This window comes from Bacillus cereus group sp. BceL291 (genome assembly GCF_051776705.1).
Taxonomy (GTDB): domain Bacteria; phylum Bacillota; class Bacilli; order Bacillales; family Bacillaceae_G; genus Bacillus_A; species Bacillus_A cereus.
The window spans coordinates 99,931-125,057 of sequence record NZ_JBPWAP010000001.1; the positions used below are offsets into that span (position 1 = coordinate 99,931).

Genomic DNA, 25,127 nt, shown 5'->3' on the forward strand with positions numbered 1-25,127 from the left:
ACTACTTTTATTATAGGTGATGAGGAAAGCGGAAATCAAAACATACTTCTTATACTTTGTCCATATATATGAAGAAGAAAGGGGAATGACGATGGATGTAAGAGAACATACTTTTTTCTCTCTGCTTATTATTAGTTATTTTATTGCCTTTGGGGTTATACTTGGCGGTTCATTAATTGGTGGATTTGGTGCGTTTCTTATCGGAAAACCAGCTCTAACTTACATTAATCAATTCGCCCAAAATTTAAGAATTTGGGCACTCGTTGCAGCAATCGGCGGAACATTCGATACCTTTTATAGCTTTGAAAGAAGTTTCTTTGGCGGAGATATGAAAGATATCGTAAAACAAATTCTCCTTATTTTTTTCGCAACTGGTGGTATGCAAACAGGTCTCATTATTATTAAATGGCTAACGCAGGAACATGTATGAGAGTACCAAGTGCCAATACAGCAAAAAGATGGTACTTAGTATTAGCTGGTGCTGCTGTTGGAGGCGTGTTGAGCTGGTTTATTTTTTTATACATATACGGTGTTTTTCAACAAGAACAAGCTAGTAAAATAGCAGAACAAAGAGAAATTATAGAAAAACAAGAAGCAAAGCTCCACGTCCTTCTCGAAGATCAAGAAAAATTGAACACTGAAAATAAACGGCTCTTAACCATTCAAGAGATTAAAATAAAACTTATCAATCGAGAAAAATACGATTTAGACAATCTTACACTCGAAAATATGACTACATCTATTCATAATGATCTCCAGCATCTTTTAACGAAAAACATTCAAAGTATCGCAAAAAATAAAGACCTACTAAAAAAGGTAATCGAAAATAAAACATACAAACATTACGATCGGCTATACCGTTTTAAAGTCGATACAATATCTTTTGATACAGTGCTTGAAATTAGCATTACTATAGAGAAAGAAAAATAAAGAAGGAGGGCTTTAGCGCCGCTCCTTCTTTTCGTTCTAACATATAGTCTTTTATTTACAAATCTCACGTAAATCAGCAAAAAGACGATCCGCTTCTTCCCAAGAAGATGCCTTGGCACCAGAAGCCATCGGATGCCCTCCGCCGTTATATTGCATTGCCAATTTGTTTATAACTGGTCCTTTTGAACGAAGACGAACACGAATTACGTCATCTTCCTCTAAAAATAGAACCCACGCCTTTAATCCATCAATATTGCCAAGCGCTCCAACAACACCAGATGCTTCAGAAGGAAGTACATCAAACTCTTCTAATACTTCTTTCGTTAATTTAATGTAAGCTGCTCCTTCTTCTACCATCGTAAAGTTTTGTAAAATATAACCGTTTAAACGAGCAATTTTTTCTTTTGTCTTATACATTTCATTGTATAAATCTGTGAATTTCACACCCATATCAACAAGCTCACTTACGTAACGAAGTGTTTTTGCTGTCGTATTTGGGAATAAGAAACGACCTGTATCTCCAACAATTCCTGCTAAAATAAGGCGAGCTGCTTCTTTTGTTATTTTTAATCCTTTATCTTTTCCATAGTTATAAAACTCATAAATCATTTCACTTGTAGAACTCGCTGTCGTGTCTACCCACGTAATATCTCCATATGGATCTTCATTTGGATGATGATCAATTTTAATTAACATCTTCCCTTTTGTATAGCGTTGATCGTCAACCCGTTCTTGATTCGCAGTATCACAAACAATAACAAGCGCATTTTCGTATACACTATCTTCAATATCATCCATTACTCGTAAGTATGCTAGTGACGGTTCATTGTACCCAACCGTATAAATATTTTTCTCTGGAAACGATTCTTGTAGAATTGTACCAAGACCACCCTGTGAACCTAACGCATCTGGGTCCGGACGCACGTGGCGATGAATAATAATTGTATCAAACTCTTTAATTGCTCCTAAAATTTGCTCATGCATATGTATAATCTCCTTTTTAATCAACTTCTTCACTTTATCCTCCATTATAACGGAAAGTATTTCATACATGCGAACAATTGCTTTATAATAAAAGTTAGAAAGTTTAGATATTTCTTTTTCTTTTCTATTATTTTTCACAAAGCGATGGGAGTGTTCACTATGCCAGTATTAGTCTTCTGTATTATCGTCTCATTTATGTTGTACCTCTTTTACAAAACAAAATACTTTCGTACAAACCGCCCAATGGAGAAAGGTTGGCTCTCAGGAAAATCCGCAATGGCACTCGGTTCATTCGTTTTATTTTTCGGGATAAACCAATTCTTTTTAGAACTTTCAACCGCTCGTATTATCGTTGGTGTTTTATTCGTTCTATTTGGTAGTGCAAGTGTATTTAACGGGTTTCGCCAATACAAACATTTCTTGCCATTAGCAGTTAAAGAAGCCGAAGTCTATGAAGCAACATAAAAAAGCATCAATATTGTGATGCTTTTTTACGTCCCTTAACTTTCAAAATCATATATGCAACAAACGCAGATGGTATATTAAATGGGTTACCTTGTACATGAAAATGTAGTTGTTCTTCTCCAAAAGACATTTTTTCATATAGCTCTCGCTGAGATAATCCTGTCTTTTCCTTTTTTTCATGTAAACCTTGTAAATATAAATATTGGATCGGTATCATTACAAGAAAGTAAAATAGTGCGATACTACCAAAAAAGAGTACGGCTGACGACATAATGCATACCACCTTTCAGAAATCCATTTTCTTACAATATAATCATAACACAATATACAACCAAATTGAATTACTATTCTGTCTTTTCTTACGTTACTTTTCCACTCCACTCCATACATATTTCACTAAAACTCCCATCTAAAATCATGCCTTTCAAATTTAAAACAACAAAAAAAGATGGAACAAATCAAAACGATTTGTTCCATCTTTTTATTTATCGATTAACTGCACCATAAGTAATGCCTTTCCAACAACATTACCTTCATGATGCACCTCTACATCGACCTTACCAAATTTACGCCCAATTTCTAATACTTTCGGATGAACAGATACAACATTATCAATTTGAACCGGCTTTACGAAATAAATCGTTAAGTTTTCAACAATTAAATCGCTTTTCTTTTGCGCACGAATGACGCGATTTGTCGCTTCTGTCACAATTGTTGCAAATACACCGTACGATAACGTTCCGATTGAGTTCGTCATTTGCGGCGTCACCGAAAATTGATATAGATGCTCATTCTTCGCTTCTTTCGGCGTCATAAATTGATTCGTTACAATATCATCAATGGTTTCTCCAACTTGTGGCTGACGTTGAATCATTTGCAGTGCCTGAAGTACATCTTGACGGCTAATAATACCTTGTAGTTTATTTCCTTCATCAACAACAGGAAGTAACTCAATACCTTCCCACACCATCATACGTGCCGCAGCTGCGACAGACATTTTACCGTTCACTGTAATTGGGTGTTTTGTCATCACTTTATCAATTGGTGTTTCTTTCGCTACACCGATCATATCTTTTGAAGTCACGATTCCTAGCACTTTGTTACTTTCATCAACAATCGGATACCTTCCGTGCATCGTCTCTTCATTATAGGCATGCCATTGCTGCACTGTATCATTTGGCTTTAAATATAACGTTTCTTCAATTGGCGTTAAAATATCTTCAACGAGTACAATTTCTTTCTTAATAAGCTGATCGTAAATCGCACGGTTAATTAACGTTGCAACTGTAAAGGTATCGTAACTACTTGAAATAATCGGCAGTTTTAATTCATCTGCTAATTTCTTCACATGATCTTCCGTATCAAATCCGCCCGTAATTAATACAGCGGCTCCAGTTTCTAACGCTAATTGATGTGCGTTCGTACGGTTACCGACAATAAGTAAGTTCCCAGCTTCTGTATAGCGCATCATCGCTTCTAATTTCATTGCCCCGATTACGAATTTATTTAACGTTTTATGTAGTCCTTCTCTGCCTCCAAGTACTTGACCGTCGACAATGTTAACGACTTCTGCATATGTCAGTTTTTCGATATTCTCTTTCTTCTTTTGTTCAATTCGAATTGTTCCGACACGTTCAATTGTACTAACATACCCTTTATTTTCTGCATCTTTAATTGCACGGTAAGCGGTCCCTTCACTTACACTCAAATCTTTCGCAATTTGTCTTACAGAAATTTTATGGCCTACTGGCAGGCTATTAATATGTTCTAAAATTTGGTTATGCTTGGTAGCCAAATGGTTTCACCATACTTTCTTTTCCCTAAATTCTTCATGTGTTGTACTTTCAGTATACTATATTTTCAAAACTGTTACACTCTCTCTTTGCATACCTGTACTATTTTTTTTATAACAAAATGACTCTTACATTCCACCAGTCATTCTATTACAACAATGTAATGCTATTGTCATCTCATTCGATAGTTCGCACACTTGATTACCTATACAATTAAGACAAGAAATAAAACAAAGGAGCGAACACATGATGAAAAAACTTTTAGAGGTTGTAGGTGCTGTATTTTTAGCTTTCGTAGATGGGAAAAAAGTTACAATGGAATTGAATGAAACACCTGAGCAGCCACGTACCAAAAGAAAAGAATCACCAAAACAAATACAAGTATTAAAAGCTGTCCTACACACGTAAAAACCCTTCACTTTTCTTTTCAAATGAAGGGTTTCTTTTCTATAGTGTAATACTTTCTCCAGCTTCTAATACTTTCCCTGTACAATTTTGTAGCTTTTCTACAAATTGATATGGATCTTGTTCAATAACTGGGAACGTATTGTAATGCATCGGTACAACAGTTTTCGCATTAATCCATTTTGCCGCTAGTACAGCATCTTCTGGTCCCATTGTGAAATTATCACCAATTGGTAAAAATGCTAGATCAACTTTATTTAATTCCCCAATTAACTTCATATCAGAGAATAGTGCAGTATCTCCTGCGTGGTATACAGTTCTCTCTTCTGCTGTAAATAAAATACCTGCTGGCATACCTGTATATGTAATCGTCTTATTTTCTTCATCAATATAACTAGAGCCGTGGAATGCTTGTGTAAACTTCACTTTTCCGAAGTCAAATTCATGTGAACCACCAATATGCATCGGGTGTGTATTTACACCTTGCCAACTTAAAAATGTTGCTAGTTCAAATGGCGCTACAACAACTGCATTATTTTTCTTCGCAAGCTCTACTGTATCTCCAACATGATCACCGTGTCCATGCGATAAAAGGATTGCATCCACTTTTACATCTTCAGCTTTTAAATCTGTTTTCGGATTACCTGTTAAAAACGGGTCAATTAAAATAACTTTTTCATTCGCCTCAATTTTCACAACTGAATGTCCATGATAAGATACTTTCATTATTACATTCCTCCCCTATTCACATTCTCACTTTTTATTCTACATGATTTTTCAATTCCCTGTCTTTTCTAACATCTATTTACTTGTCATAACACTTTCTTCCGAGTTAAAGTTATATTTGTAATTAAATATCTCGGGGGTGCCAATCGATGAATGCTAGATTAGAAAATTTAATGCAATGGCTAAAAGAAAAAAACGTAGAAGCTGCGTTCTTAACTTCTACACCGAACGTCTTCTACATGACAAACTTCCACTGTGAACCACACGAAAGATTACTTGGTATGTTTGTATTCCAAGAAAAAGAACCTATTTTAATTTGCCCTAAAATGGAAGAAGGTCAAGCGCGTAACGCTGGCTGGGCACATGAAATTATCGGATTTACTGATACTGACAGACCATGGGATATGATTGCAAAAGCAATTAAAGACCGCGGCATCAATGCAAATGCAGTTGCAATTGAAAAAGAACATTTAAACGTAGAGCGCTACGAAGAATTAACGAAATTATTCCCAAATGCAGCTTTCAAATCAGCTGAGGAGAAAGTTCGCGAACTTCGTTTAATTAAAGATGAAAAAGAACTTTCTATTTTACGCGAAGCAGCTAAAATGGCGGACTATGCTGTTGAAGTTGGTGTAAATGCAATTAAAGAAAACCGCAGCGAGCTAGAAGTATTAGCAATTATTGAACACGAATTAAAAACAAAAGGCATACATAAAATGTCATTTGATACGATGGTATTAGCAGGTGCGAACTCTGCTCTTCCACACGGTATTCCTGGCGCAAACAAAATGAAACGCGGCGATTTCGTACTATTTGATTTAGGCGTAATCATTGATGGTTATTGCTCTGATATTACACGTACAGTAGCATTCGGTGAAATTTCTGAAGAGCAAACTCGCATTTACAACACTGTACTTGCTGGACAACTACAAGCAGTTGAAGCATGTAAACCAGGTGTTACACTTGGCGCAATCGACAACGCTGCTCGTTCTGTTATCGCAGATGCAGGTTACGGTGACTTCTTCCCACACCGCCTGGGTCACGGACTTGGAATTAGCGTACACGAATATCCAGATGTAAAAGCTGGCAACGAGTCTCCATTAAAAGAAGGTATGGTCTTCACAATCGAGCCAGGTATTTACGTACCAAACGTAGGTGGCGTTCGTATTGAAGATGATATTTACATCACAAAAGACGGATCAGAAATTTTAACGAAATTCCCGAAAGAATTACAATTTGTAAAATAATAAAAAAGGCAGCGGGATTGCTGCCTTTTTCTATTTCTCTACTATTTCAAATTTAGCACCATCTTCTCCTCATACTTATCATCCCATTTAATCACAACTTCTATAGGTTCATCTTTAGAGATAGGCGCGCAACTTACACAAGAAGACTTCATTTCAATCTTTGCTCCTCTATGAACTTCTGACGTTTGTGTCATTGTACTAAAGGCTCCATTAATAGCAATCTCTAAGTTTTTAAATTCTGTCTTTCCATCCCCGCCCTTATATTGAAACGTAAACATCCCATCTTCACTGTCATCCTTAATATGCCCTTTATATTGTCCAGTCCAACTTTTGCTCTCGCTAGAAAAAGTAACATACGAAATGGAACAGCTTCCTAAAAAGAAAATACTAATGAAAAAGAATAATGCTCTCTTCATAATGCCCCCCTCCATTCAAAAGCATTTATTTATTGTCTATTTCTTCCTCTTATTATACTATTAAAATACAGAATTTTCTAAAACAGGTGGTTTATATGTTACAACAACAGTTAGAAGAAATTCGTAATAATCATTACGTAATGGATACAATTAACATGGATTCTTTAATTTCCAATATGCTTAAACATATCGGTGTTACCGATAGCTATTTAAGGGACAAACTTATTTGCTCTACTTTTTACCATCTCATCAAAAAGGACTACCTTTCACACACACAATTACAGAAACTATTATTAGAAAGCATCAGTGACAAATATTTATTGTATAAGATTCATTCGGATGACGAAGATGCGGTATTTACCCGTGCATTTACAACATTATTAATTGCACTCATTATTGATGCCGATACAAATCATAATTTCTTATCACAGGCTGATCTTTTACATGTAAAAGATCGATTAGTGTTATATATGAACAACGAGCATGATTTCCGCGGATATGTGCAAGACCACGGCTGGGCACATAGTATCGCTCACGCTTCTGATACATTTGAGGCGCTTGTTCGTAGTCCTAAACTGGAAACTTTATATTACGAAGAAATATTACAAACTTTATTAAACAAAGTTTGTGTCCATTCTATTTACTACAAATATGAAGAAGACGAACGTCTCGTTTATCCGATTGTCGCAATGCTACAAAATGGTCTAAAGGAAGAGGTACTCCTATTAGCCCTTCATGAATTAGTAGCTCAATTACCCGTCAAAAAACAGACATTACATACTGAATCGTACGAGTACCTATACGGAAATATAAAATCTTTCTTACGTAGTTTGTTTTTCCGACTACGCACACTGTCTATATGTGAAGAAACCGAATGCAAAATTGAAAAATTGCTGCAAGACCTTCCAAAATATTATTAAAAAAAGAAGGCCACTTAGAAAGTGCCTTCTTCTATTTCACTAATATTTAATTGAAATTTCACGATCCAAACTGAGAAAAGGTGGACAAGAAGCGCAAACGCCATACATGCTCCGCTTAAAAAAGTTAGTATAGGATGCGAATACACGTGCCCCAATCCATAGGATATCGCCACGAAAAACATTGTTATGTAAATATAAATTGCTCCATGTATTTGCCTCATATAAACCTCCTTTTCCCATATTATAACATAAGTTTTCTGATTATTCACATTAATTACTCGTAATCAATATTTCTCAACTGTTACACCTCTTACAGCAGCCTTAATATACGGTGACCCTTGTAAACTTTGTAAATCCTCTGTTTTCCTGTTACGACTACACCGTATATTGGTAAGTCTTTTGTTTTGGTGTTTTTTATTTCTTTATCCCGCATTAACAGGCAGTAAGACCCCACATCAAAATTCAGCGGAAGCAAAGAAGTTAGGGGGGGCGGACTGCTCGTAAAAGCCCGATTGGTGAGGGCTGATAATCAGTAGGGGATGCCCCCCCACTGATTAAAGTTTCACTTTATAGTTTATCCTAAAATATTCTCGATATCCCTCTTTATTTTCACTTAAAGATATCCAAATACAGCTTTTATAAATTTTTCCATAATAAAAAGCACATTTATTTTGATGTGCTCTTCACATATAATTTAGTAAAATATGAACCATTTTTTTGAAACAAAAACTCCCACTCATCTCTCCCCATACTATCGTTATGACTTAGTTGCCATAATAATTGAACGAGGATAAAATCCCAGCTTTTCATAAAATGATACAGCTTCATTTCCATACACTACTGTTAATTCAATTTCATCTATCTTTTTCACTTTAAACCATTCCACTGCACTATTCATTAATTTCAAACCGAATCCGTTTCTTCGGTATTTTTCATCAACAAATAAAACTTCAATCTTTCCGCTTACGCTTTTACTATACGCTATACAAAATCCTAATATATTATCTGTTTCTGACTCAATCAATAATTCAATTCTATATTCTCCGTACTTTGAGTTCTTTTTATAATTTTCAATACGTTCCTCAAATGTCATTCTTGGGTAATCGCCAGAAAAATATTTTGATTTATTATTATGATGTTCATGCAATTTATTTAAGGATTCTCTTATTATCTCTATTTCATCGAGAGTGATATATTTATTACTAATTCTCATCCTATAGCATCTCCAATAATATATATTTCAGCAAAAAAATAAGACTGTTTTTTGTTCACAAAATATTACTCTATTATTCCATCGCTTCCCTCACAACATCTTGAATCATAACAACTTCTGTTTTCATATCAATAGACATTGCTTCTTCATCAATACATTCATACCAAAACGCTAAGTGCTTTTTATCGATTTCATAATGAGAATTTTCGACAAGAGCCCCGCCTTCTCCTTGCACAGAATACCAATATAAGTACTCTTCTCCATCTCTTATTTCCCGGAAAATTGTCTCAACGTACATCTTTTCGTCGTTTAATGTCAAAAGGACTTCTTTCATATTGTCATTAAGAAGCTGCATCCATTCATCTACTCGATGACTCTTACCAGGCTTAACTTTAAATCTCGTTAATTCTACATTCATTTTTATTCCCCCGTTTTCTTACGTACAAACAAACTATATTCTATTGGATGATAAAAACTTAATTTACTAGCTAATTTTCGCGAAGGAATATTGTCTACATAACAATCCCAGCTCGGTATAATATCATTTTGCATGCAATGTTCAATGAACCGTGTTGCAACAGCTTGAGCTAATCCTTTCCCTTGATGCGCTTCATGTGTTGCGATATCTATTTCAGCATAACCATTCCCGCTAAATATTGAGACGCATTCAGCTACAATTATCCCATCTTGTTCTATACAAAATCCAAAACCACTATTCAAAAACGTTTCTTTTGATCCCCAATATTCTTTGTAGTACTTCTCTTTAAATTCACTGCTTCGCTCTATATCTCTTCTATCAATACGCTTCACTTCATATGTATTTTTGTTACAATCTCGTTTTCTCTCCTCAAAGGTTACTCTTTGAAATTTCATTCGCGGGATGTTCCGAAGTGTATTACTAAAACGCTCTTCTAACATCATTTCCCACTCTTCACTTGAAGTAAAGAGTGTAAATCTCTTCTCTGTTTTCTCAATAGCTGTTTTTAAATATGAAAATAACTCTTCGTTATAATTTTGATCATCAGTATCACCAAATAAATAATAAATACCGTTAGCTGTAATAATTAACCCTGCTGTTAATTGCCCGTTTACAAAAACCTCACCATCTACCATTTGATCACATACCGCATAAGCAAATGTCATCGTTCTTGTATTACTTTCCAAAATCGGAATGATTTTTCTATACTCGGCTACAGATAATTTTTTCATAATCGCTCCACTATAATCGTATCAGCCTCTATATGTTCAAAACAAAGATTTACCGTCCTCTTTAATGCTCTCGTTCTATGAATCGTACATGCTGGAATTAAAATAGAATCATTTGGCTTTAAAACCGCCGTTTCTCCATCTTCAAAATCAATAAGTAACTCTCCCTCTAGCACAATAAATAATTCATCCGAATTAGAATGATAGTGCCAATCATATTCACCAGTAAATACAGCGATGCGTAAGCAATGACTGTTTATGTTTGAAACGACGAAGTTTTTATGTTGATCTTGAATGTCTTTTGTTAATTCTATTAAGTTCACAGTTTCCATATTTCATCCCATCCTTCCATTAGTCGTTCTTCTGAAAAACCAACTTAGTCTCCACCACCTCCGCAATCTCCTCCGCCATCACTTGAGCTGCTACAATCGTTGCTACTGTAGTCACCGAATCCACTTGATGAGCTTGAATTGGATGAAGATTTTTTGCTTCTTTTTCTATCTTTTTTACTTTCATGACTAGGCCAAACCTTATCAAATAATATAAAGAATAAGATTCCTTCTACCATAACAAGCATAACGCCAAAAATACCTTCAATAACATTAGGTGTTATCCCCAAACATTTAACCATCCCACATAAAAACACACAAAAAATCACATACAAGAACATACAAATATATCGAAATACTTTTTCTATCATAAGGACTACTTTTTGTGAAAAAGGTATGTTCTGCTCCTGTTTTTTCTTTATGTACTTTTGTCTCTTTGCTTGCTTTTTCTTCCTCTTTTTACTCCCCATTGAATCCCCTCTTTTTATTATATAATTCTAAATTATCATAATAAAAAATGATTTACACCAATAAATAACAATTATTCACATGTTATTTCTCCATAAAAAAAGACCCTCCTCATAAAGGAAGGTCTCGAATGTATTTCTATTATGATAAAGCAGGAGCTTTTTCAAGAAGCTCTTTCGCATCAGCGTATTGTAAGCCGTGCGCTTCTGCAACTGCTTCGAATGTTACATAGCCATCTAATGTGTTAATACCTTTTAGTAATGCAGTGTTGCCTAAGCAAGCATCTTTGTAACCTTTGTTCGCAATTTGTACTGCATATGGTACTGTTACGTTTGTTAATGCAAGAGTTGACGTACGTGGAACTGCACCTGGCATATTAGCAACTGCATAATGAACAACGCCGTGTTTTTCGTAAGTTGGGTTGTCATGAGTTGTAATACGATCAGTTGTTTCGAAAATACCACCTTGGTCAATCGCGATATCTACAACGACAGAACCTGGTTCCATTGATTGAATCATTTCTTCAGTTACAAGTTTTGGCGCTTTTGCACCTGGAATTAATACTGCTCCAATAACAAGGTCAGATTCTTTAACAGCTTCTGCAATGTTGTATGGATTAGACATTAATGTTTTTACTTGGTTACCGAAAATATCATCTAATTGACGAAGACGTTCTGCACTTAAGTCGATGATTGTTACATCTGCACCTAAACCTACTGCAATCTTAGCTGCGTTTGTACCAGCTTGACCACCGCCGATGATTGTTACTTTGCCGCGTTTTACCCCTGGAACGCCTGCAAGTAAAATACCTTTACCACCTTTGTTTTTCTCAAGGAATTGTGCACCGATTTGTGCAGACATACGACCAGCTACTTCACTCATAGGTGCAAGTAATGGTAAAGAACGATTGTCTAATTGTACTGTTTCGTATGCGATTGATGCAACTTTGTTATCGATTAATGCTTTCGTTAATTCTGGCTCTGGAGCTAAGTGTAAGTATGTGAATAAAATTAAACCTTCACGGAAATAGCCGTATTCACTTGCTACTGGCTCTTTTACCTTCATAACCATCTCTTGATTCCATGCTTCTTCAGCAGTTTCTACAAGTTTCGCACCAGCTTGTACGTATTCTTCATCCGTAAAGCCAGATCCTAAACCTGCTCCTTTTTGAACAAAAACTTCATGACCATTTTGTACTAAATGTACTGCTCCCGCTGGCGTCATTGCCACACGGTTTTCATTGTTTTTAATTTCTGTTGGAATACCGATACGCATGATTAGTTCCCCCTTGAGTTATGAAATGACCCCTGAATCATTTTTTTAAAGCGCTTTCTACGCTCTTATATTTTAACATAATATCTCAATATTTGACAAAAAAATAACACGAGTTTTCCGATAGATTTAATTTTATATTAAAGGACAGTATTATCCGCACCTCTCAGCACAATGGATAAACTGTCCAATTATTCGAAACTTCATCTTATTTTATTCTATCGATGTCTATGAATAACATCCACTGCACCAGTAACTTCAATAATTGTACCGGTAATCATATCGGAATCGTCCTCACATAAAAACGAAATGGTTCTTGCAATATCTTCACCTGTTCCAGATCTACCAATCGGTGTGTTATGCTCTTTCAGCTGACGTGCTTCTTGAATAGTTGCCTCTTTCATCTCGCCTATAATATCACCAGGACATACCATGTTCGCAGTAATACCATACTCCGCTTCTTCATAAGCAACTGTTTTCGTTAATGAAACAAGTCCTACTTTCGCTGCGGCAAAAGCTGAACGATAAATCCATCCCGGTGCACTATCCGCCCCTTGAAATCCGTAATTAATAATACGGCCAAAGTTCTGTTTTCTCATGAACGGAACGACAAGTTTTAATAAATGAAATACCGCTGTTAAATTTCCCTGAATCATTTCATTCCATTCATCTTCTTCATAATCAACTAACTTTTTTCGTTCAAATACATATGGACCAGCATTATTAATTAAAAAGTCAATTTTGCCAAAACGGCTCATCGCTTCTTCTACTATTTTATGTAAATCTTCCTTTTTCGTGACATCCGCTTGCACGAATTGTAGACGCTCTTCCACATCTTTATATGTTTCTTTCATCGTTTCCATAGCCGTGGTATCGCTATGGTACGTTACTGTTACTGAATAGCCTTTAGCCAATAACTTTTCTGTTACTTGCTTTCCTAAACCTTTCGTACCGGCTGTAATGAGCGCATGTCTCACAAAACTGCCCCCTTTTAAATTGCTATACTTCATATGTAACAAGTTCTCGCTCCAATTACAACTAAAATGAATTGAAACAGAGTTTTCAAAATTCTGTAACGTTTCTGGCAAGCACGTTACCAAAATTTGTTTTATAATTAAGTTGTAAACAGTTATAAAACAGATTGGGAGGAATTTACTATGAATAATACATATACAAATATTTTAATCGCGGTGGATGGTTCTAAAGAAGCAGAAAAAGCCTTTAAAAAAGCAATTCAAGTCGCAAAGCGCAACAATGCAACATTAACAATTGCTCATATCGTTGATGTAAAAGCATACTCAGCAGTAGAAGCTTATAGCCGTGCAATTGCTGAACGGGCAAATCTATTTGCAGAAGACTTATTAGAAGACTACAAAAAAACTGCGCTTGAAGCTGGTCTTGAAAAAATTGAAACTGTATTAGAATTCGGTAATCCTAAATCAAAAATTTCAAAAGAAATCGCTCCAAACCATAAAGTAGATTTAATTATGTGTGGTGCGACTGGTTTAAATGCTGTTGAGCGTTTCCTAATTGGTAGCGTCTCTGAACATATTATTCGCTATGCGAAATGCGATGTCCTTGTTGTTCGTGGTGATGAAGAGCAAGGTGAGCTTTAATTTATAGATAAAACACCAAGTCCACATAGGCTTGGTGTTTTTCATTTTATAAACTTCACTATAAACACAAGACATGCTACGACAACAACGGTAATTGCCAACACATAAGGCGGAAGAAACTTCAAAGACCATAACGCCATCATGATTGTCGCGATTGTTAAGTACGTTTGCTTTGCACCCTCTGTCATTTTTTTACGAAGTAAGAAAACGTACAAATAGCCGATTGGCGGCGTAATGAAGCAAAGAACATATATGATTTTTGATTTTAAATACCATTTTTGTTCTCCAAGTTTCTTCATATCTCCTTCAATTCTCTTACTCTCTTGTTCTTTCACTTCTTCTACAAGCTGGTCTTCCTCTTCTCCTCGCTTTTCTTTCATATAAGGAAGAAAGTGCATAAAAAAATAGTATGCAAATACGAACGCTCCAAATCCAATATTTAATCTTTCTAATGGAATATGTTCACTAAAAAAAAGCAGCAGTAAGCACTAAAGACAAACAGTATGTCATCATCCAAAATGAATGTTTTCTCTTTTTCCGTTCCATTTCTTTTTCACCTTGTATATCTTTTCTTTTCGAAATCCATATAGAAATAAAGCAATCTACTACAAATAGAGCAAAAATAAATATCGCAACGTGTACTGTTTCTAAATCCTCAAATGAAAAGATATTTGGGAATGCAACGTGTAATACAATTAGCGTGTACAAAATTAACCCTATAAAATAAATACGTCTCATTTTTCATCCCTTTCTTATTTCCTAACATTACGTTAACATACATTTTTTAGAAATAGACGGACAAAATATATATGTGTAAAAAAGGAGGATGCAACATGGATGATTCTGAACGTATTATTTTAGATGTGAATGGGAAAGAACTCGAAATGCTAGATACGATTCGTACTCATTTTAAAGAGAAACATGGCGTTGAACTAAGTAACGGTGCATTACTTAGAGATTTGATGGATATTGAGTATATTCGAATTACGGAAGATCGACATAAGTATGATTAAAAGAAAAACGACTGCAGGCGAATGCCATCAGTCGTTTTCTTTCTTTATTTAAGCTCTTGATGCTTCCCGCCCATACCACCTTGCTCATTGCTATCTTGGTGTACAGTTAGTTTATTTGTTTTCGTATCTTTTAAAACTCTATATGTATATGATTCATTTGGTTCATCTTTAAACTGCACATTCATTCCATACGAATCCATTTTGCTATAAAAGGCCGGTTTTATATATAAAATATCACTTTCTTTATATCCTTTATCTTGCAAATGCCACATCGTTGCGATAATCGCTTCTTCTCGCTTTTCTTTTTCACCAACATACATATATTTGTCCAAAAGAAACACTTTAGCATTTGCAATTAAACTAATTACCAGTACAATGATAAACACTATTTTTTTCATAGACTTCCCCTAAATTGTTATTTTTTACTATATTGTAACTTAAATATTATTAAAAAACAAAGTACGCCAGACTTTACTAGACTGGCGTACTTCCTAACTCAATTCTTAATAAATTCTTTCGTTAACCCCTTCGCCTTCTCCAAAGCGTTTTTGATTTGTTCAAATCCTGTTCCACCCGAACTATTACGACGCTTTACAGCCGCATATGGTGAAAGAACTTCATACAAATCTTCTTCAAATAAAGAGCTCATTTCTTGATATGTTTCAAGCGGGACATCTAATAAATAAATTCCTTTTTGTGTGCAATATAGCACTAACTTCCCAACAATTTCATGAGCTTGACGGAATGGTAGTCCTTTGTTCGCTAAATAGTCGGCAATTTCTGTTGCGTTGGAGAAATCTTGCGTCACAGCTTGCCCCATTTTTTCTTTGTTTACAGTCATCGTTTCAAGCATGCCCGCCATAATATGAAGGCATCCTTCTACTGTTTTTACTGTATCAAACATTCCTTCTTTATCTTCTTGCAAGTCTTTATTGTAAGCGAGCGGTAATCCTTTCATTACTGTAAGTAAACTGAATAAATTACCGTATACTCTGCCTGTTTTACCACGGATTAGTTCCGCCATATCCGGGTTTTTCTTTTGCGGCATAATGCTGCTTCCAGTTGCGTATTGATCGCTCATTTCAATAAATTGAAACTCTTGGCTACTCCATAAAATAAGTTCTTCACAAAAGCGCGATAAGTGCATCATAAGCAGAGATGAGTTACTTAAAAACTCCAAGATGAAATCACGATCGCTTACTGCATCTAAACTATTTTCATATATTCCATTAAATCCAAGAAGCTCCGCACTATATTCTCGGTCAATCGGGAATGTCGTCCCAGCTAGCGCTCCTGCTCCTAATGGGGAGATATTAATACGCTTTAACGAATCTTCATAACGATTTACATCACGCTCTAACATCCAAAAGTAAGCGAGAATATGATGAGCAAATGAAATCGGCTGAGCACGTTGCAAATGCGTATAGCCAGGCATAATCGTTTCAATATTATTTTCTGCTTGATGAACAAGAACAGTTTGCAATTGTTTTGTAGCTTTTATAATATGTTCTACCTTTTCTTTTAAATACAAATGCATATCTGTCGCTACTTGATCATTACGACTTCGGCCAGTGTGAAGTTTTCCTCCTACTTCGCCAATTTGTTCAATTAACATTTTTTCGATGTTTAAATGAATATCCTCTGCTTCTACTAAAAATTGTAGCTTATTCTCTTTTGCTTCTTTCAATAAATATTGAAGACCTATCTTTATTTTCTCTGCTTCTTCTTTCGTAACGATGCCTTGCTTTGCTAGCATCGTTACGTGTGCAATACTCCCGTTTATATCTTGATTTACTAATTGTTGATCGAAAGAGATGGATGCTCCAAACTCTTCAACCCACGCTTCCGCTTCTTCAGTAAAACGTCCGCCCCAAAGTTTGCTCACGCTTCCACCTTCTTTTGATTCACTTGGCTGTATACTTTCGTCGGTAAACCAAATAATGAAATGAATCCAACTGCTGCATCATGATTAAATTCGTCCTGGGCAGTATATGTTGCTAATTTTTCATCGTATAAAGAGTATTCAGATTTACGTCCTTCTACAATCGCATGACCTTTAAATAATTTCACACGCACTGTACCTGTTACATTCTTTTGCGTTTCTTGTAAAAATGCATGAAGCGCTTGTTTTAAAGGTGAGAACCATAAACCGTTATAAATAAGTTCTGTTATTTTCTGTTCAATCACTGGTTTAAAATGCGCTACTTCTTTTACGTGTGTTAAATCTTCCAACTCTTTATGCGCAGTGATTAACGTCATTGCTGCTGGGCATTCGTATACTTCACGAGATTTAATACCGACAAGACGATTTTCTACGTGATCAATACGTCCAACGCCGTGTTTTCCAGCAAGCGCATTTAACGTTTTAATTAATTCTGCAAGTGAATATGCAGTGCCATTTAAAGTAGTCGGTACGCCCGCTTCAAATCCGATTTCTACAAACTCTGGTTTATTCGGTGTATCTTCTAACGCTAATGTCATCTCATATGCATCTTCTGGCGGCGCTGCCCATGGATCTTCTAAAATTCCACATTCGTTGCTGCGTCCCCATAAGTTTTGATCGATTGAAAACGGGCTATCTAAATTAATCGGAATTGGTACATCGTTTTCTTTTGCATATGCAATTTCTTCTTCACGTGACCATTTCCATTCACGTACAGGCGCAATCACTTCTAAGTAAGGATTTAATGCTTGGATAGAAACTTCAAAACGAACTTGGTCATTTCCTTTTCCTGTACATCCGTGTGCAACTGCAGTTGCGCCTTCTTGTTCTGCGATTTCTACTAATTTCTTCGCAATAAGCGGACGAGATAATGCAGAGACAAGAGGGTATTTTCCTTCGTATAATGTGTGTGCTTGCATCGCCATCAATGCATATTCGCTTGCAAATTCTTCTTGAACGTCAATCATATATGATTTAATTGCACCTACTGAAAGTGCCTTTTCCTTTACAAATGCTAAGTCTTTACCTTCCCCTAAGTCTAAACAAAGCGCGATAATATCATAATTCTTCTCTTGTAACCATTTAATTGCAACGGAAGTATCAAGACCTCCGGAATATGCTAATACAACTTTTTTCTTCTCCATTTTGCATCCCCCTAAAGAATAAATATTCATTTTACTTTATAATAATTCACACTTTAACACCTTTCACAAAATGTATCAAGAGTCATTTTCAAATTTTTTCAAACAATTTCGTCGAACTTCTTTCTGTTTTTCTGTACAATATAAGCAGGAAAACGGGGGTGAACTTATGGAAAAGTATTTCTTATACGATGAACATCTAGGAATTGAAATTCCACATTTACAAGAAGACTGGGAAGAAATCCCCGAAAAAATGCAACATGCTATTTTACTAAAATGGGAACAAGTTCGCGGGAAAATTCCTGATCGTATAAAAGAACTTGAGCACTATATTAATAAAAAACAACATTATTTAAATAGCGAAGAAGACTTCGAAGTTTCTTGTAAACTAAATTCAGAAATTGCCGATCTTGCTTCCATCATTAATGACCTTTGGCTTTGGTATCGACTCACTCAAAATGTATCTGAGGGGAAAGCACACCAATGAAAAAAGCATGCCCCTCAATTACTTTGGGTCATGCTTTTTTTGTCGTAACATGATTTACAATATATCTCTTGTGCTGTTTTTGCCAAACACACATCAAAAGGGCCAACTAATATACTTCTTTCTTTCGGCAACTTTACAAAAGCAACAAGCTCTTCTTCATATTGAATTTTTTTCTGACATGAAATACATATTAATTCTTTTCTTTTGAACATTTCTTTTAGCATACCTTCATTCTCCCCTTCATCTATCTATATTAATATACTCTCATAATAGTTAAGACTTGTAAAAAAATGACACATTCCGAATCGAATGATTCATATACTATGTACAAAAGGAGTTCTACAGCTTATGCGTGCTTTCGTTATTATCGCTTTAACTTTTTTAAGTGTGATTAGTTGGGATGCGTTTTTCAAAGATAAAAGTGATGAAAAGAATACAACGGAATAAAACCTTTTTTTCTTACTTATTGGACAAACCGTTACAAACTGTCCAATCCTCCGAAATAACTTAGGCTTTTCTACAAAAATATTTAAACATAACATTTTTTGTAGATTCCCTCCGTTTATTGTCGGTTTCCATCCGCATACATTTTTTAAAAGTATGATATAATAGTATAAATCTTGAAGGAAGGGATTTTGATATCATGATCGCTCGAAGGAGCATGTGGCATCGTATTGACGAATCATACACGTAGCGTATTTTTCAGCTCAGATACTTTAGTCTAGCGAAAAAAATACGAGAGTGGGGAAATTATGATTGCCCGAAGGATAATTTGGCAAAAAAAAGACTCTTCTTACACATAGCGTTTTGTTTAGGACTTAATTGTTACTAACTAAACAAAACAAAGAAGAGCAGGATTGCTAAATGAAGAATCCTACTCCACGTTTTGTTTAGTCGTTTTAAGACTTAAACTAAAACGAAGGTAGGGAGAATTGATGGACGAGAGGATTATTCGTTATTTCTTCAGCGACATATAGCGTAGTTAGTTTTTTCGTAAACTAACTGAAAGCTACATGTGAGCTCGTAGTTAGTTTACAACACAAAAAGGACTACTAACTACGGAAAGAAGGAATAACGATGAGGAACATCCAAAGTCGGCAAATTATTAAAGAAATTTTTATGGTTTTAATCGGTTCATTTATTTTAGCAGCAGCGCTATATCACATTCACTTCCAAAACCACTTAACAGAAGGTGGCTTTGTAGGAATTGCACTATTCATTCAAAACTTTTATGATATTTCACCATCTATTTCAACTGTATTAATGGATATCCCAATTATTTTACTGTGTGCTTCATTTTTAGGTAGAAAAATGGTTGGCTATTCATTCCTAGGTTCAATTTCATTCGGAGTATTTTATTCCTTTATGGAAAATTATTCTCCATTTACGGTAGATTTATCAAATAACTTATTTATAGCTGCAGTAGTTGGCGGTGCGTTAGCTGGTATTGGACTCGGTTTTATATTGCGATTTGGCGGTGCAACCGGTGGAGACGATATTTTAACAATTGTATTAAGTAAACGAACTCGTTTTACAATTGGGCAAATTTTCTTCGTCTTTGACGCGATTGTTCTTGCGCTTTCATTATATTATTTAAATTGGACAGAAATTGCTTTTACTATTCTTTCGATTGCCGTACAGGCAAAAACATTGGATTTAATTTATTATCCAAAAACAGAAAAAACAGCAGAAAAGCAGCCAGTATCTGTTCCAATGTCCAAAAAACATGCAACAAATTAAAAAAGCGAAAGGCTTCGGCCTCTCGCTTTTTTTATGCTCTTTTTTCTTTCTCGACTATATGGCGCACTTGATAAAATCTATTTGCAAATTCAGTAACGTTTCTTGTTAAACGATAATTCACTGTAGATCCAATTGCCATTCCAATTACCGGTATACCTTGGAATAATTTACGACGAAGAGCATAAATCGAAAATGTCTTCAAAATTTGTTTTAACACAACCTCAGTAGAAGCTGTTTGTAGCACTGCTTCGTCTCCTTCGTAGAAGAACGAATCTTCTTGCTCCAGCTCTTGCAATAAATTGTACCATGCGTATTGCTGAAGTCTTCCTGGTAGTAATGACGCATGAAACACCTTTAACGCAAGCATCATTTCATACGGCTTGTTCACATCATGTCCAAATGATGTTGCAATAAGTTGGACTGCCTTCACATTTAATGCGATCATAACCGGAAAATCCGCCGTTAATAATAATAAACCTCCAGCACCTGTTGCCCCGCCTTGTACAAATGAATATAGACGATGACGTGCTGTTTGCTGCTCTGCTATGTATGTTAATTGATCAATAGATAATGCTTTCAAATCTTCAAGCTGTTCAATCGATTCATCAAATAATCTTGATGTTCCTAAAATCCGATTACGTGCATCTAACTGTGCTTGTGAACTTTGAATAAATGCATGCAAATGAAAGAGCCATCCATCTGCTTTCGTGAAGAATTCTTTTCGCTTTTTCTCAGGTAATTTCGCAACTGTAGTATGTAACCATTTATCAAACACTTTTTGAAAATCGGTCGCTTCTTGCTCAACTAATTGCGCTTCCCATTCTTTTATATTGTCTAAAATGGCTTGTTCTCGCTTCGATCGCATCGTAACAACCACCTCGTTCGATTTTTTTCTATTGTAACATATTTCTGCTTATTCTTTGCAAATATGCTTGTCTATCTTTATTCACATACCATTTTTGAATGGCATAAAATATTAACAAAAAGGATGAGATAAATCACATGAATCTATCCGATATAAAAAAAGAATATAATGCGGTATTCAGCTTAGGACAAAACTGCTGGCCTGCTTGGGCATTATATCAATTAGAATTATCACCATTTTTTGGCGTTATTGATTTTATGCTAAGCCCCTCATTAGAAAAAGTGAATGTATTATTACAAAATCGATTTGACCGCTTTTTAAATTTCGAAAATTTATCCTTCATCTCATTTTGGGATGATGATGCAAAATTAAGATTAAGGGACAACCTTTATGAAATTGACTCCTGTCATGACTTTAAAACAGATGTAAACACACCAACTTCTTGGCCTTCTTATACAGAAATTAAGTTAAATTATGAACATCGTATTAATCGTTTTCTAGCTACAATTGAAACGGCCGAATCCATATTATTTATTCGAACTGGAGGAACATATGAAGAAGCATGTTCCCTAGAACAAATTTTATCTCAAATCGTTACACATACATTCTCTGTCCTGTTACTAATTCCTGCCGATATACCAACTATCACCCAAGAAGATTGGGGATTACAACGTGTTTGCGTTATGAAATGTCCTATTATGGATGTATACCAATACAATGAAGCATTTTGGAAAGACTTATTTGATGGAATTACGATTAGACCACATTCTTAAATACATGACACCTTTACTACAAAACATATTATAATCTTCCTTATACAAAAAAATAAGGAGTGATTGTATATGTATCCACGTGCAAAGGCTTTTGGCATTGCTATACATCACGGGCGTCTTCTCGTACAAGAATATCATTCAGCCGATGAAACATTTTACCGACCTCTTGGTGGTTCAATTGAACTTGGTGAACAATCAGCACATACCGTTATTCGTGAATTTAGGGAAGAGCTTCATACAGAAGTGGAAATCACCAATTATTTAGGTTGTTTAGAAAATGTCTTTCATCTAGATGGAGACATTGGTCATGAAATTATTCAACTATATTCTTTGCGTTTATTAGACACGTCACTATATGAAATGAAAATATTAAATATACAAGATGAGGAAACAGTAGCATATGCGAAATGGATTCCTATTACGGCATTCATTCAGAAAGAAAAAATATTATATCCGGATGGAGTTTTAAAATACATCCAAAAGAAAAAAGACGAAATCCTATAGGATCTCGTCTTTTTTTCATATATTAACCAATATCTCCAAGACGTAGTACGTCACGAGCAATCATAACTTCTTCGTCAGTTGGAATTACGATAATTTTTACTGGAGAGTGTGGGAAGCTGATGAATGCTTCTTCACCGAATACGTTATTACGTTTTGCATCGAAGTATACGCCCATGTACTCAAGGCCTTCTAATACGCGCTCACGAATAATCGCACTGTTTTCACCTACACCAGCTGTGAAGATGATTGCGTCTACACCTTTCATACGAGCAGTGTAAGAACCGATGTATTTGTGGATACGGCTTACGAATACATCAAGTGCTACTTTCGCACGGTGGTCGCCTTCTTCTTCTTTCGCAATGATGTCACGTAGGTCACTAGAGTAACCAGTAAGACCTAACATACCACTCTTCTTGTTTAATACGTTAACTACTTCTTCTACTGTTTGGCCTGTTTTTTCCATGATGTATGGAATTAACGCAGGGTCAAGGTTACCAGAACGTGTACCCATTGTTACACCAGCAAGTGGAGTGAAGCCCATAGAAGTATCAATAGATTTACCGCCTTCTACTGCTGCGATACTTGCACCGTTACCTAAGTGACAAGAAAGTAAGCTTAAGCTTTCAATTGGACGACCTAATAATTCAGCCGCACGCTCAGTTACATATTTATGAGAAGTTCCGTGGAAACCGTATTTACGGATGCCGAATTTTTCATAGTACTCATATGGTAAGCTGTATAGGAATGCAGATTCCGGCATTGTTTGGTGGAATGCTGTATCGAATACTGCTACTGCTGGTACGTTTGGTAATACTTCTTGGAATGCTTTAATACCAACAACGTTTGCTGGGTTATGAAGTGGTGCTAAATCGCTTAATTCTTCGATATCAGCTAATACTTCATCAGTAATTAAAACAGAGTCAGCAAATTTTTCGCCGCCGTGAACAACACGGTGACCGATACCGCCAATCTCATCTAGAGATTTAACGATTCCGTTTTCAGTTAACTTTTTAAGAAGCATATTAACTGCTACTGCGTGATCTGGAATGTTTGTAATTTCTTTTTGTTTTTCGCCATCTACAGTAATAGTGAAGATACTATCTTCTAAACCGATACGTTCTACTAAACCTTTTGTTAATACTGTTTCACTTGGCATTTCAAATAATTGGAATTTTAAGGAAGAGCTTCCTGCGTTAATCGCGATGATTTTTGACATCTAGTCTTTCGCCCCTTTTTCTCTTGGTAGTTGTGTGGATGTTTCCACAAACCGCTCGATTTTATCTGATCAAATTCACTAAATATGAAAACGTTTCATCATTAGCAAATTTTATACTCACGATTTTAATTTAAACATCGTCCGACATATATTTCAAGTGAAAAAATTGTAACACCAAGAAAAAATATATATTACAGATTTCAAAAAAATTCAGTTAAATCTTGTATATATTTAAAAATATGACATATTATATAAAACTGTACTACATAAATCACTAATGCTGTTACATATACCTAGCTTTATTTATGTGTTGCAAACCAAGTATTTAATTGATCCATAATGTCTTCCATCGCCTTCATGTTAGAGAATTTAGGCAACTCCACTAATAACGCCTGTTTTGGCATTGTTACATTAGCGCCTTTCTTTTGGAGAACAAATATACTTTTTGCATTTTTCTCGTTTTTAAACATGGAAACAGGAAGCTGTAATAACCCTTGAATAAAGCATGTTTCTTTAATAAATGCATGTAATTTCGGTGCTTGGTCACTTTCAAAAATGAAGTTTGGTACTAAGAAGAATAAGTAACCGCCCTCTTTCGTATGTTTCACACTTTGTTCAATAAATAAGTGATGGGCATACGACATTCCTTCATCTGCTTTTAATTTATATTCACTTGCACCGATTTCGTTTGGATAATAACCAACCGGTAAGTCTGAAACGACTGCATCAACTGGATCGATATAAAGTGGTGCTAGTCCATCTTGATGGAAGAATTCGATTGCATGCTTTTGTAAATTTGCATTTACTAAAGCAAGTTTAATTAGCACTTCATCCACTTCTACACCAAATCCACTCATTGTTAGTCCTTCTTTAGCGCTATTAAACACTGTAGTCATTAAGTTACCTGTTCCAATTGCAGGATCTAAAACTGTAATTTCATTTTGACCTTGCATAAATTTATGGAATAAGTAACTCATGAACATCCCAACTGCATCAGGTGTCATTTCGTGATTCGCTTGTACGCCTTCTTTCATTCCTTTTAAGATGGCTAACTGAAATGCTTTACGAATTTCTTCACCTTTATATGTTTCTTCATTAAACGTACTATATTCACGATTCAGCCTTTCAATTGCTGATTCGGATAATTCCTCTTGTAAAATCGCTCCCTCAAACAAGTTATCACCTGTTTCTACAAGCGCCTCTAAATATGTTACATCTAATTCTTTACGTAAAACTACCGCAGAAGAATCAAAAATAGAAAATAATGTTTCTACTGTCTGACTCACGTACATTCCTCCTTCTCTCTTTTACACATAACTTATATCATACCACAAAGTGATTTTTTCCAAAAAGAAAAAGCGACCTCCTGTAAAGAGCTCCCCTTTAGTTATATATGATATAACGTTTTTTCTCATATATCGATGCCGTTACAGAGCAATATATGAGAAAAAACGA

The 25,127-nt window shown here is 35.4% G+C and carries 32 protein-coding genes and 2 pseudogenes; 12 read left to right on the forward strand and 22 right to left on the reverse strand.

What is annotated here, in order from left to right:
• Positions 1-16: 16 nt before the first annotated feature.
• Positions 17-430, forward strand: coding sequence for a YtrH family sporulation protein (locus ACS2CR_RS00510; RefSeq protein WP_002005839.1), 414 nt, complete (start codon positions 17-19; stop codon positions 428-430).
• On the forward strand, positions 427-930 hold the full coding sequence (ytrI, locus tag ACS2CR_RS00515; RefSeq protein WP_001265740.1) for a sporulation membrane protein YtrI: 504 nt from the start codon (positions 427-429) through the stop codon (positions 928-930). Before ACS2CR_RS00510 ends, ytrI begins: the two co-directional genes overlap by 4 nt.
• A gap of 51 nt (positions 931-981) precedes the next feature.
• Here ytrI and ACS2CR_RS00520 read toward each other — a convergent pair whose 3' ends face one another.
• On the reverse strand, positions 982-1,914 hold the full coding sequence (locus tag ACS2CR_RS00520) for a DHH family phosphoesterase (protein ID WP_000545136.1): 933 nt from the start codon (positions 1,912-1,914) through the stop codon (positions 982-984).
• A 159-nt stretch (positions 1,915-2,073) separates the two neighbouring features.
• On the opposite strand from ACS2CR_RS00520, the gene ACS2CR_RS00525 reads away from it, so the two are divergent.
• Entirely contained in the window at positions 2,074-2,379 is a 306-nt protein-coding gene (locus ACS2CR_RS00525) for a YtpI family protein (RefSeq protein ID WP_001144776.1), read from the forward strand.
• A gap of 7 nt (positions 2,380-2,386) precedes the next feature.
• Here ACS2CR_RS00525 and ACS2CR_RS00530 read toward each other — a convergent pair whose 3' ends face one another.
• Both ACS2CR_RS00530 and ACS2CR_RS00535 read right to left on the reverse strand, forming a co-directional pair.
• Entirely contained in the window at positions 2,387-2,650 is a 264-nt protein-coding gene (locus ACS2CR_RS00530; protein ID WP_000093045.1) for a DUF3949 domain-containing protein, read from the reverse strand.
• 210 nt (positions 2,651-2,860) lie between these two features.
• Positions 2,861-4,174 (reverse strand): CBS domain-containing protein, encoded by a 1,314-nt coding sequence (locus ACS2CR_RS00535; protein ID WP_000201590.1) that lies wholly within the window; start codon positions 4,172-4,174, stop codon positions 2,861-2,863.
• Positions 4,175-4,418: 244 nt separating this feature from the next.
• Between ACS2CR_RS00535 and ACS2CR_RS00540 the strand changes: the two genes are divergently transcribed.
• Positions 4,419-4,580 (forward strand): hypothetical protein, encoded by a 162-nt coding sequence (locus ACS2CR_RS00540; RefSeq protein WP_000976306.1) that lies wholly within the window; start codon positions 4,419-4,421, stop codon positions 4,578-4,580.
• 39 nt (positions 4,581-4,619) lie between these two features.
• Here ACS2CR_RS00540 and ACS2CR_RS00545 read toward each other — a convergent pair whose 3' ends face one another.
• Positions 4,620-5,303, reverse strand: coding sequence for a metal-dependent hydrolase (locus ACS2CR_RS00545; RefSeq protein WP_000868920.1), 684 nt, complete (start codon positions 5,301-5,303; stop codon positions 4,620-4,622).
• Positions 5,304-5,452: 149 nt separating this feature from the next.
• Here ACS2CR_RS00545 and pepQ point away from each other — a divergent pair, with 149 nt between their 5' ends.
• Positions 5,453-6,550 carry a Xaa-Pro dipeptidase gene (gene pepQ / locus ACS2CR_RS00550; protein ID WP_000994032.1) on the forward strand — a complete coding sequence of 366 codons (1,098 nt, stop codon included), beginning with the start codon at positions 5,453-5,455 and terminating at the stop codon, positions 6,548-6,550.
• Between the two features lie 41 nt (positions 6,551-6,591).
• Here the strand turns inward: pepQ and ACS2CR_RS00555 are convergent, their stop codons facing one another.
• Positions 6,592-6,966 carry a hypothetical protein gene (locus ACS2CR_RS00555; RefSeq protein ID WP_000816708.1) on the reverse strand — a complete coding sequence of 125 codons (375 nt, stop codon included), beginning with the start codon at positions 6,964-6,966 and terminating at the stop codon, positions 6,592-6,594.
• A gap of 95 nt (positions 6,967-7,061) precedes the next feature.
• Here ACS2CR_RS00555 and ACS2CR_RS00560 point away from each other — a divergent pair, with 95 nt between their 5' ends.
• Positions 7,062-7,886 carry a DUF2785 domain-containing protein gene (locus ACS2CR_RS00560; protein WP_000941455.1) on the forward strand — a complete coding sequence of 275 codons (825 nt, stop codon included), beginning with the start codon at positions 7,062-7,064 and terminating at the stop codon, positions 7,884-7,886.
• Between the two features lie 14 nt (positions 7,887-7,900).
• Here the strand turns inward: ACS2CR_RS00560 and ACS2CR_RS00565 are convergent, their stop codons facing one another.
• The 9 genes and pseudogenes from ACS2CR_RS00565 to ACS2CR_RS00605 form a co-directional block, all read right to left on the reverse strand.
• On the reverse strand, positions 7,901-8,107 hold the full coding sequence (locus ACS2CR_RS00565; RefSeq protein ID WP_001248905.1) for a hypothetical protein: 207 nt from the start codon (positions 8,105-8,107) through the stop codon (positions 7,901-7,903).
• Positions 8,108-8,170: 63 nt separating this feature from the next.
• Positions 8,171-8,310: pseudogene (locus ACS2CR_RS00570) on the reverse strand (anti sigma factor C-terminal domain-containing protein); the annotation flags it as partial.
• Between the two features lie 333 nt (positions 8,311-8,643).
• The gene (locus ACS2CR_RS00575) at positions 8,644-9,099 is read right to left on the reverse strand and encodes a GNAT family N-acetyltransferase (RefSeq protein WP_001222921.1); all 456 of its coding nucleotides are present in this window, start codon (positions 9,097-9,099) and stop codon (positions 8,644-8,646) included.
• 73 nt (positions 9,100-9,172) lie between these two features.
• Complete coding sequence (locus ACS2CR_RS00580; RefSeq protein ID WP_001100208.1) at positions 9,173-9,517, reverse strand: DUF6176 family protein; 345 nt, start codon at positions 9,515-9,517, stop codon at positions 9,173-9,175.
• A gap of 2 nt (positions 9,518-9,519) precedes the next feature.
• Positions 9,520-10,308, reverse strand: a complete 789-nt coding sequence (locus ACS2CR_RS00585; protein WP_053514528.1) for a GNAT family N-acetyltransferase — start codon at positions 10,306-10,308, stop codon at positions 9,520-9,522.
• Entirely contained in the window at positions 10,305-10,637 is a 333-nt protein-coding gene (locus ACS2CR_RS00590) for a cupin domain-containing protein (RefSeq protein ID WP_000450932.1), read from the reverse strand. The genes ACS2CR_RS00585 and ACS2CR_RS00590 overlap by 4 nt, the downstream gene beginning before the upstream one ends.
• Before the next feature lie 44 nt (positions 10,638-10,681).
• Complete coding sequence (locus ACS2CR_RS00595) at positions 10,682-11,104, reverse strand: hypothetical protein (protein ID WP_000534936.1); 423 nt, start codon at positions 11,102-11,104, stop codon at positions 10,682-10,684.
• Positions 11,105-11,243: 139 nt separating this feature from the next.
• Positions 11,244-12,377, reverse strand: a complete 1,134-nt coding sequence (gene ald, locus ACS2CR_RS00600; protein WP_053514529.1) for an alanine dehydrogenase — start codon at positions 12,375-12,377, stop codon at positions 11,244-11,246.
• 215 nt (positions 12,378-12,592) lie between these two features.
• A complete protein-coding gene (locus ACS2CR_RS00605) occupies positions 12,593-13,384 on the reverse strand; it encodes an SDR family oxidoreductase (RefSeq protein WP_053514568.1) in 792 nt (263 codons plus the stop codon).
• Positions 13,385-13,531: 147 nt separating this feature from the next.
• Here ACS2CR_RS00605 and ACS2CR_RS00610 point away from each other — a divergent pair, with 147 nt between their 5' ends.
• Positions 13,532-13,990 carry a universal stress protein gene (locus tag ACS2CR_RS00610; RefSeq protein ID WP_001066673.1) on the forward strand — a complete coding sequence of 153 codons (459 nt, stop codon included), beginning with the start codon at positions 13,532-13,534 and terminating at the stop codon, positions 13,988-13,990.
• Between the two features lie 41 nt (positions 13,991-14,031).
• On the opposite strand, the pseudogene ACS2CR_RS00615 reads toward ACS2CR_RS00610, so the two are convergent.
• Positions 14,032-14,728 (reverse strand): annotated as a pseudogene (locus ACS2CR_RS00615) (hypothetical protein).
• Positions 14,729-14,823: 95 nt separating this feature from the next.
• On the opposite strand from ACS2CR_RS00615, the gene ACS2CR_RS00620 reads away from it, so the two are divergent.
• The gene (locus ACS2CR_RS00620; RefSeq protein ID WP_000342765.1) at positions 14,824-15,003 is read left to right on the forward strand and encodes a hypothetical protein; all 180 of its coding nucleotides are present in this window, start codon (positions 14,824-14,826) and stop codon (positions 15,001-15,003) included.
• A 44-nt stretch (positions 15,004-15,047) separates the two neighbouring features.
• Here ACS2CR_RS00620 and ACS2CR_RS00625 read toward each other — a convergent pair whose 3' ends face one another.
• From ACS2CR_RS00625 to ACS2CR_RS00635, 3 genes are all read right to left on the reverse strand, one after another.
• Complete coding sequence (locus ACS2CR_RS00625) at positions 15,048-15,401, reverse strand: DUF3139 domain-containing protein (RefSeq protein ID WP_000724675.1); 354 nt, start codon at positions 15,399-15,401, stop codon at positions 15,048-15,050.
• Between the two features lie 98 nt (positions 15,402-15,499).
• Positions 15,500-16,888, reverse strand: a complete 1,389-nt coding sequence (argH, locus tag ACS2CR_RS00630) for an argininosuccinate lyase (RefSeq protein WP_053514530.1) — start codon at positions 16,886-16,888, stop codon at positions 15,500-15,502.
• Positions 16,885-18,090 carry an argininosuccinate synthase gene (locus ACS2CR_RS00635; RefSeq protein ID WP_053514531.1) on the reverse strand — a complete coding sequence of 402 codons (1,206 nt, stop codon included), beginning with the start codon at positions 18,088-18,090 and terminating at the stop codon, positions 16,885-16,887. Before ACS2CR_RS00635 ends, argH begins: the two co-directional genes overlap by 4 nt.
• 166 nt (positions 18,091-18,256) lie before the next feature.
• Here ACS2CR_RS00635 and ACS2CR_RS00640 point away from each other — a divergent pair, with 166 nt between their 5' ends.
• Entirely contained in the window at positions 18,257-18,574 is a 318-nt protein-coding gene (locus ACS2CR_RS00640; RefSeq protein ID WP_053514532.1) for a hypothetical protein, read from the forward strand.
• A gap of 14 nt (positions 18,575-18,588) precedes the next feature.
• On the opposite strand, the gene ACS2CR_RS00645 is transcribed toward ACS2CR_RS00640, so the two are convergent.
• Positions 18,589-18,798 (reverse strand): hypothetical protein, encoded by a 210-nt coding sequence (locus ACS2CR_RS00645; RefSeq protein WP_000910674.1) that lies wholly within the window; start codon positions 18,796-18,798, stop codon positions 18,589-18,591.
• 853 nt (positions 18,799-19,651) lie between these two features.
• Here ACS2CR_RS00645 and ACS2CR_RS00650 point away from each other — a divergent pair.
• Complete coding sequence (locus tag ACS2CR_RS00650) at positions 19,652-20,314, forward strand: YitT family protein (RefSeq protein WP_001244515.1); 663 nt, start codon at positions 19,652-19,654, stop codon at positions 20,312-20,314.
• Between the two features lie 31 nt (positions 20,315-20,345).
• On the opposite strand, the gene ACS2CR_RS00655 is transcribed toward ACS2CR_RS00650, so the two are convergent.
• Positions 20,346-21,179, reverse strand: a complete 834-nt coding sequence (locus ACS2CR_RS00655) for an EcsC family protein (protein WP_001256853.1) — start codon at positions 21,177-21,179, stop codon at positions 20,346-20,348.
• 137 nt (positions 21,180-21,316) lie between these two features.
• On the opposite strand from ACS2CR_RS00655, the gene ACS2CR_RS00660 reads away from it, so the two are divergent.
• Together ACS2CR_RS00660 and ACS2CR_RS00665 are read left to right on the forward strand one after the other, a co-directional pair.
• Positions 21,317-21,952 (forward strand): DUF1796 family putative cysteine peptidase, encoded by a 636-nt coding sequence (locus ACS2CR_RS00660; protein ID WP_001053732.1) that lies wholly within the window; start codon positions 21,317-21,319, stop codon positions 21,950-21,952.
• A 69-nt stretch (positions 21,953-22,021) separates the two neighbouring features.
• Positions 22,022-22,456: an NUDIX hydrolase gene (locus ACS2CR_RS00665; RefSeq protein WP_000283468.1), complete on the forward strand. Its 435-nt coding sequence runs from the start codon at positions 22,022-22,024 to the stop codon at positions 22,454-22,456.
• Positions 22,457-22,478: 22 nt separating this feature from the next.
• Here the strand turns inward: ACS2CR_RS00665 and ackA are convergent, their stop codons facing one another.
• On the reverse strand, positions 22,479-23,672 hold the full coding sequence (ackA, locus tag ACS2CR_RS00670; protein ID WP_000034575.1) for an acetate kinase: 1,194 nt from the start codon (positions 23,670-23,672) through the stop codon (positions 22,479-22,481).
• Positions 23,673-23,971: 299 nt separating this feature from the next.
• A complete protein-coding gene (locus ACS2CR_RS00675; protein WP_000084367.1) occupies positions 23,972-24,958 on the reverse strand; it encodes a class I SAM-dependent methyltransferase in 987 nt (328 codons plus the stop codon).
• Positions 24,959-25,127: the final 169 nt, after the last annotated feature.

Excerpts from the sequence above, each read along its gene's own strand:
- ytrI (WP_001265740.1), top strand. The coding sequence starts at position 427 with ATGAGAGTACCAAGTGCCAATACAGCAAAAAGATGGTACTTAGTATTA.
- ACS2CR_RS00520 (WP_000545136.1), bottom strand. The coding sequence starts at position 1,914 with ATGCATGAGCAAATTTTAGGAGCAATTAAAGAGTTTGATACAATTATT.
- ACS2CR_RS00525 (WP_001144776.1), top strand. The coding sequence starts at position 2,074 with ATGCCAGTATTAGTCTTCTGTATTATCGTCTCATTTATGTTGTACCTC.
- ACS2CR_RS00530 (WP_000093045.1), bottom strand. The coding sequence starts at position 2,650 with ATGTCGTCAGCCGTACTCTTTTTTGGTAGTATCGCACTATTTTACTTT.
- ACS2CR_RS00540 (WP_000976306.1), top strand. The coding sequence starts at position 4,419 with ATGATGAAAAAACTTTTAGAGGTTGTAGGTGCTGTATTTTTAGCTTTC.
- ACS2CR_RS00545 (WP_000868920.1), bottom strand. The coding sequence starts at position 5,303 with ATGAAAGTATCTTATCATGGACATTCAGTTGTGAAAATTGAGGCGAAT.
- pepQ (WP_000994032.1), top strand. The coding sequence starts at position 5,453 with ATGAATGCTAGATTAGAAAATTTAATGCAATGGCTAAAAGAAAAAAAC.
- ACS2CR_RS00555 (WP_000816708.1), bottom strand. The coding sequence starts at position 6,966 with ATGAAGAGAGCATTATTCTTTTTCATTAGTATTTTCTTTTTAGGAAGC.
- ACS2CR_RS00560 (WP_000941455.1), top strand. The coding sequence starts at position 7,062 with ATGTTACAACAACAGTTAGAAGAAATTCGTAATAATCATTACGTAATG.
- ACS2CR_RS00565 (WP_001248905.1), bottom strand. The coding sequence starts at position 8,107 with ATGAGGCAAATACATGGAGCAATTTATATTTACATAACAATGTTTTTC.
- ACS2CR_RS00575 (WP_001222921.1), bottom strand. The coding sequence starts at position 9,099 with ATGAGAATTAGTAATAAATATATCACTCTCGATGAAATAGAGATAATA.
- ACS2CR_RS00580 (WP_001100208.1), bottom strand. The coding sequence starts at position 9,517 with ATGAATGTAGAATTAACGAGATTTAAAGTTAAGCCTGGTAAGAGTCAT.
- ACS2CR_RS00585 (WP_053514528.1), bottom strand. The coding sequence starts at position 10,308 with ATGAAAAAATTATCTGTAGCCGAGTATAGAAAAATCATTCCGATTTTG.
- ACS2CR_RS00590 (WP_000450932.1), bottom strand. The coding sequence starts at position 10,637 with ATGGAAACTGTGAACTTAATAGAATTAACAAAAGACATTCAAGATCAA.
- ACS2CR_RS00595 (WP_000534936.1), bottom strand. The coding sequence starts at position 11,104 with ATGGGGAGTAAAAAGAGGAAGAAAAAGCAAGCAAAGAGACAAAAGTAC.
- ald (WP_053514529.1), bottom strand. The coding sequence starts at position 12,377 with ATGCGTATCGGTATTCCAACAGAAATTAAAAACAATGAAAACCGTGTG.
- ACS2CR_RS00605 (WP_053514568.1), bottom strand. The coding sequence starts at position 13,384 with ATGAAGTATAGCAATTTAAAAGGGGGCAGTTTTGTGAGACATGCGCTC.
- ACS2CR_RS00610 (WP_001066673.1), top strand. The coding sequence starts at position 13,532 with ATGAATAATACATATACAAATATTTTAATCGCGGTGGATGGTTCTAAA.
- ACS2CR_RS00620 (WP_000342765.1), top strand. The coding sequence starts at position 14,824 with ATGGATGATTCTGAACGTATTATTTTAGATGTGAATGGGAAAGAACTC.
- ACS2CR_RS00625 (WP_000724675.1), bottom strand. The coding sequence starts at position 15,401 with ATGAAAAAAATAGTGTTTATCATTGTACTGGTAATTAGTTTAATTGCA.
- ACS2CR_RS00635 (WP_053514531.1), bottom strand. The coding sequence starts at position 18,090 with ATGGAGAAGAAAAAAGTTGTATTAGCATATTCCGGAGGTCTTGATACT.
- ACS2CR_RS00640 (WP_053514532.1), top strand. The coding sequence starts at position 18,257 with ATGGAAAAGTATTTCTTATACGATGAACATCTAGGAATTGAAATTCCA.
- ACS2CR_RS00645 (WP_000910674.1), bottom strand. The coding sequence starts at position 18,798 with ATGCTAAAAGAAATGTTCAAAAGAAAAGAATTAATATGTATTTCATGT.
- ACS2CR_RS00650 (WP_001244515.1), top strand. The coding sequence starts at position 19,652 with ATGAGGAACATCCAAAGTCGGCAAATTATTAAAGAAATTTTTATGGTT.
- ACS2CR_RS00655 (WP_001256853.1), bottom strand. The coding sequence starts at position 21,179 with ATGCGATCGAAGCGAGAACAAGCCATTTTAGACAATATAAAAGAATGG.
- ACS2CR_RS00660 (WP_001053732.1), top strand. The coding sequence starts at position 21,317 with ATGAATCTATCCGATATAAAAAAAGAATATAATGCGGTATTCAGCTTA.
- ACS2CR_RS00665 (WP_000283468.1), top strand. The coding sequence starts at position 22,022 with ATGTATCCACGTGCAAAGGCTTTTGGCATTGCTATACATCACGGGCGT.
- ackA (WP_000034575.1), bottom strand. The coding sequence starts at position 23,672 with ATGTCAAAAATCATCGCGATTAACGCAGGAAGCTCTTCCTTAAAATTC.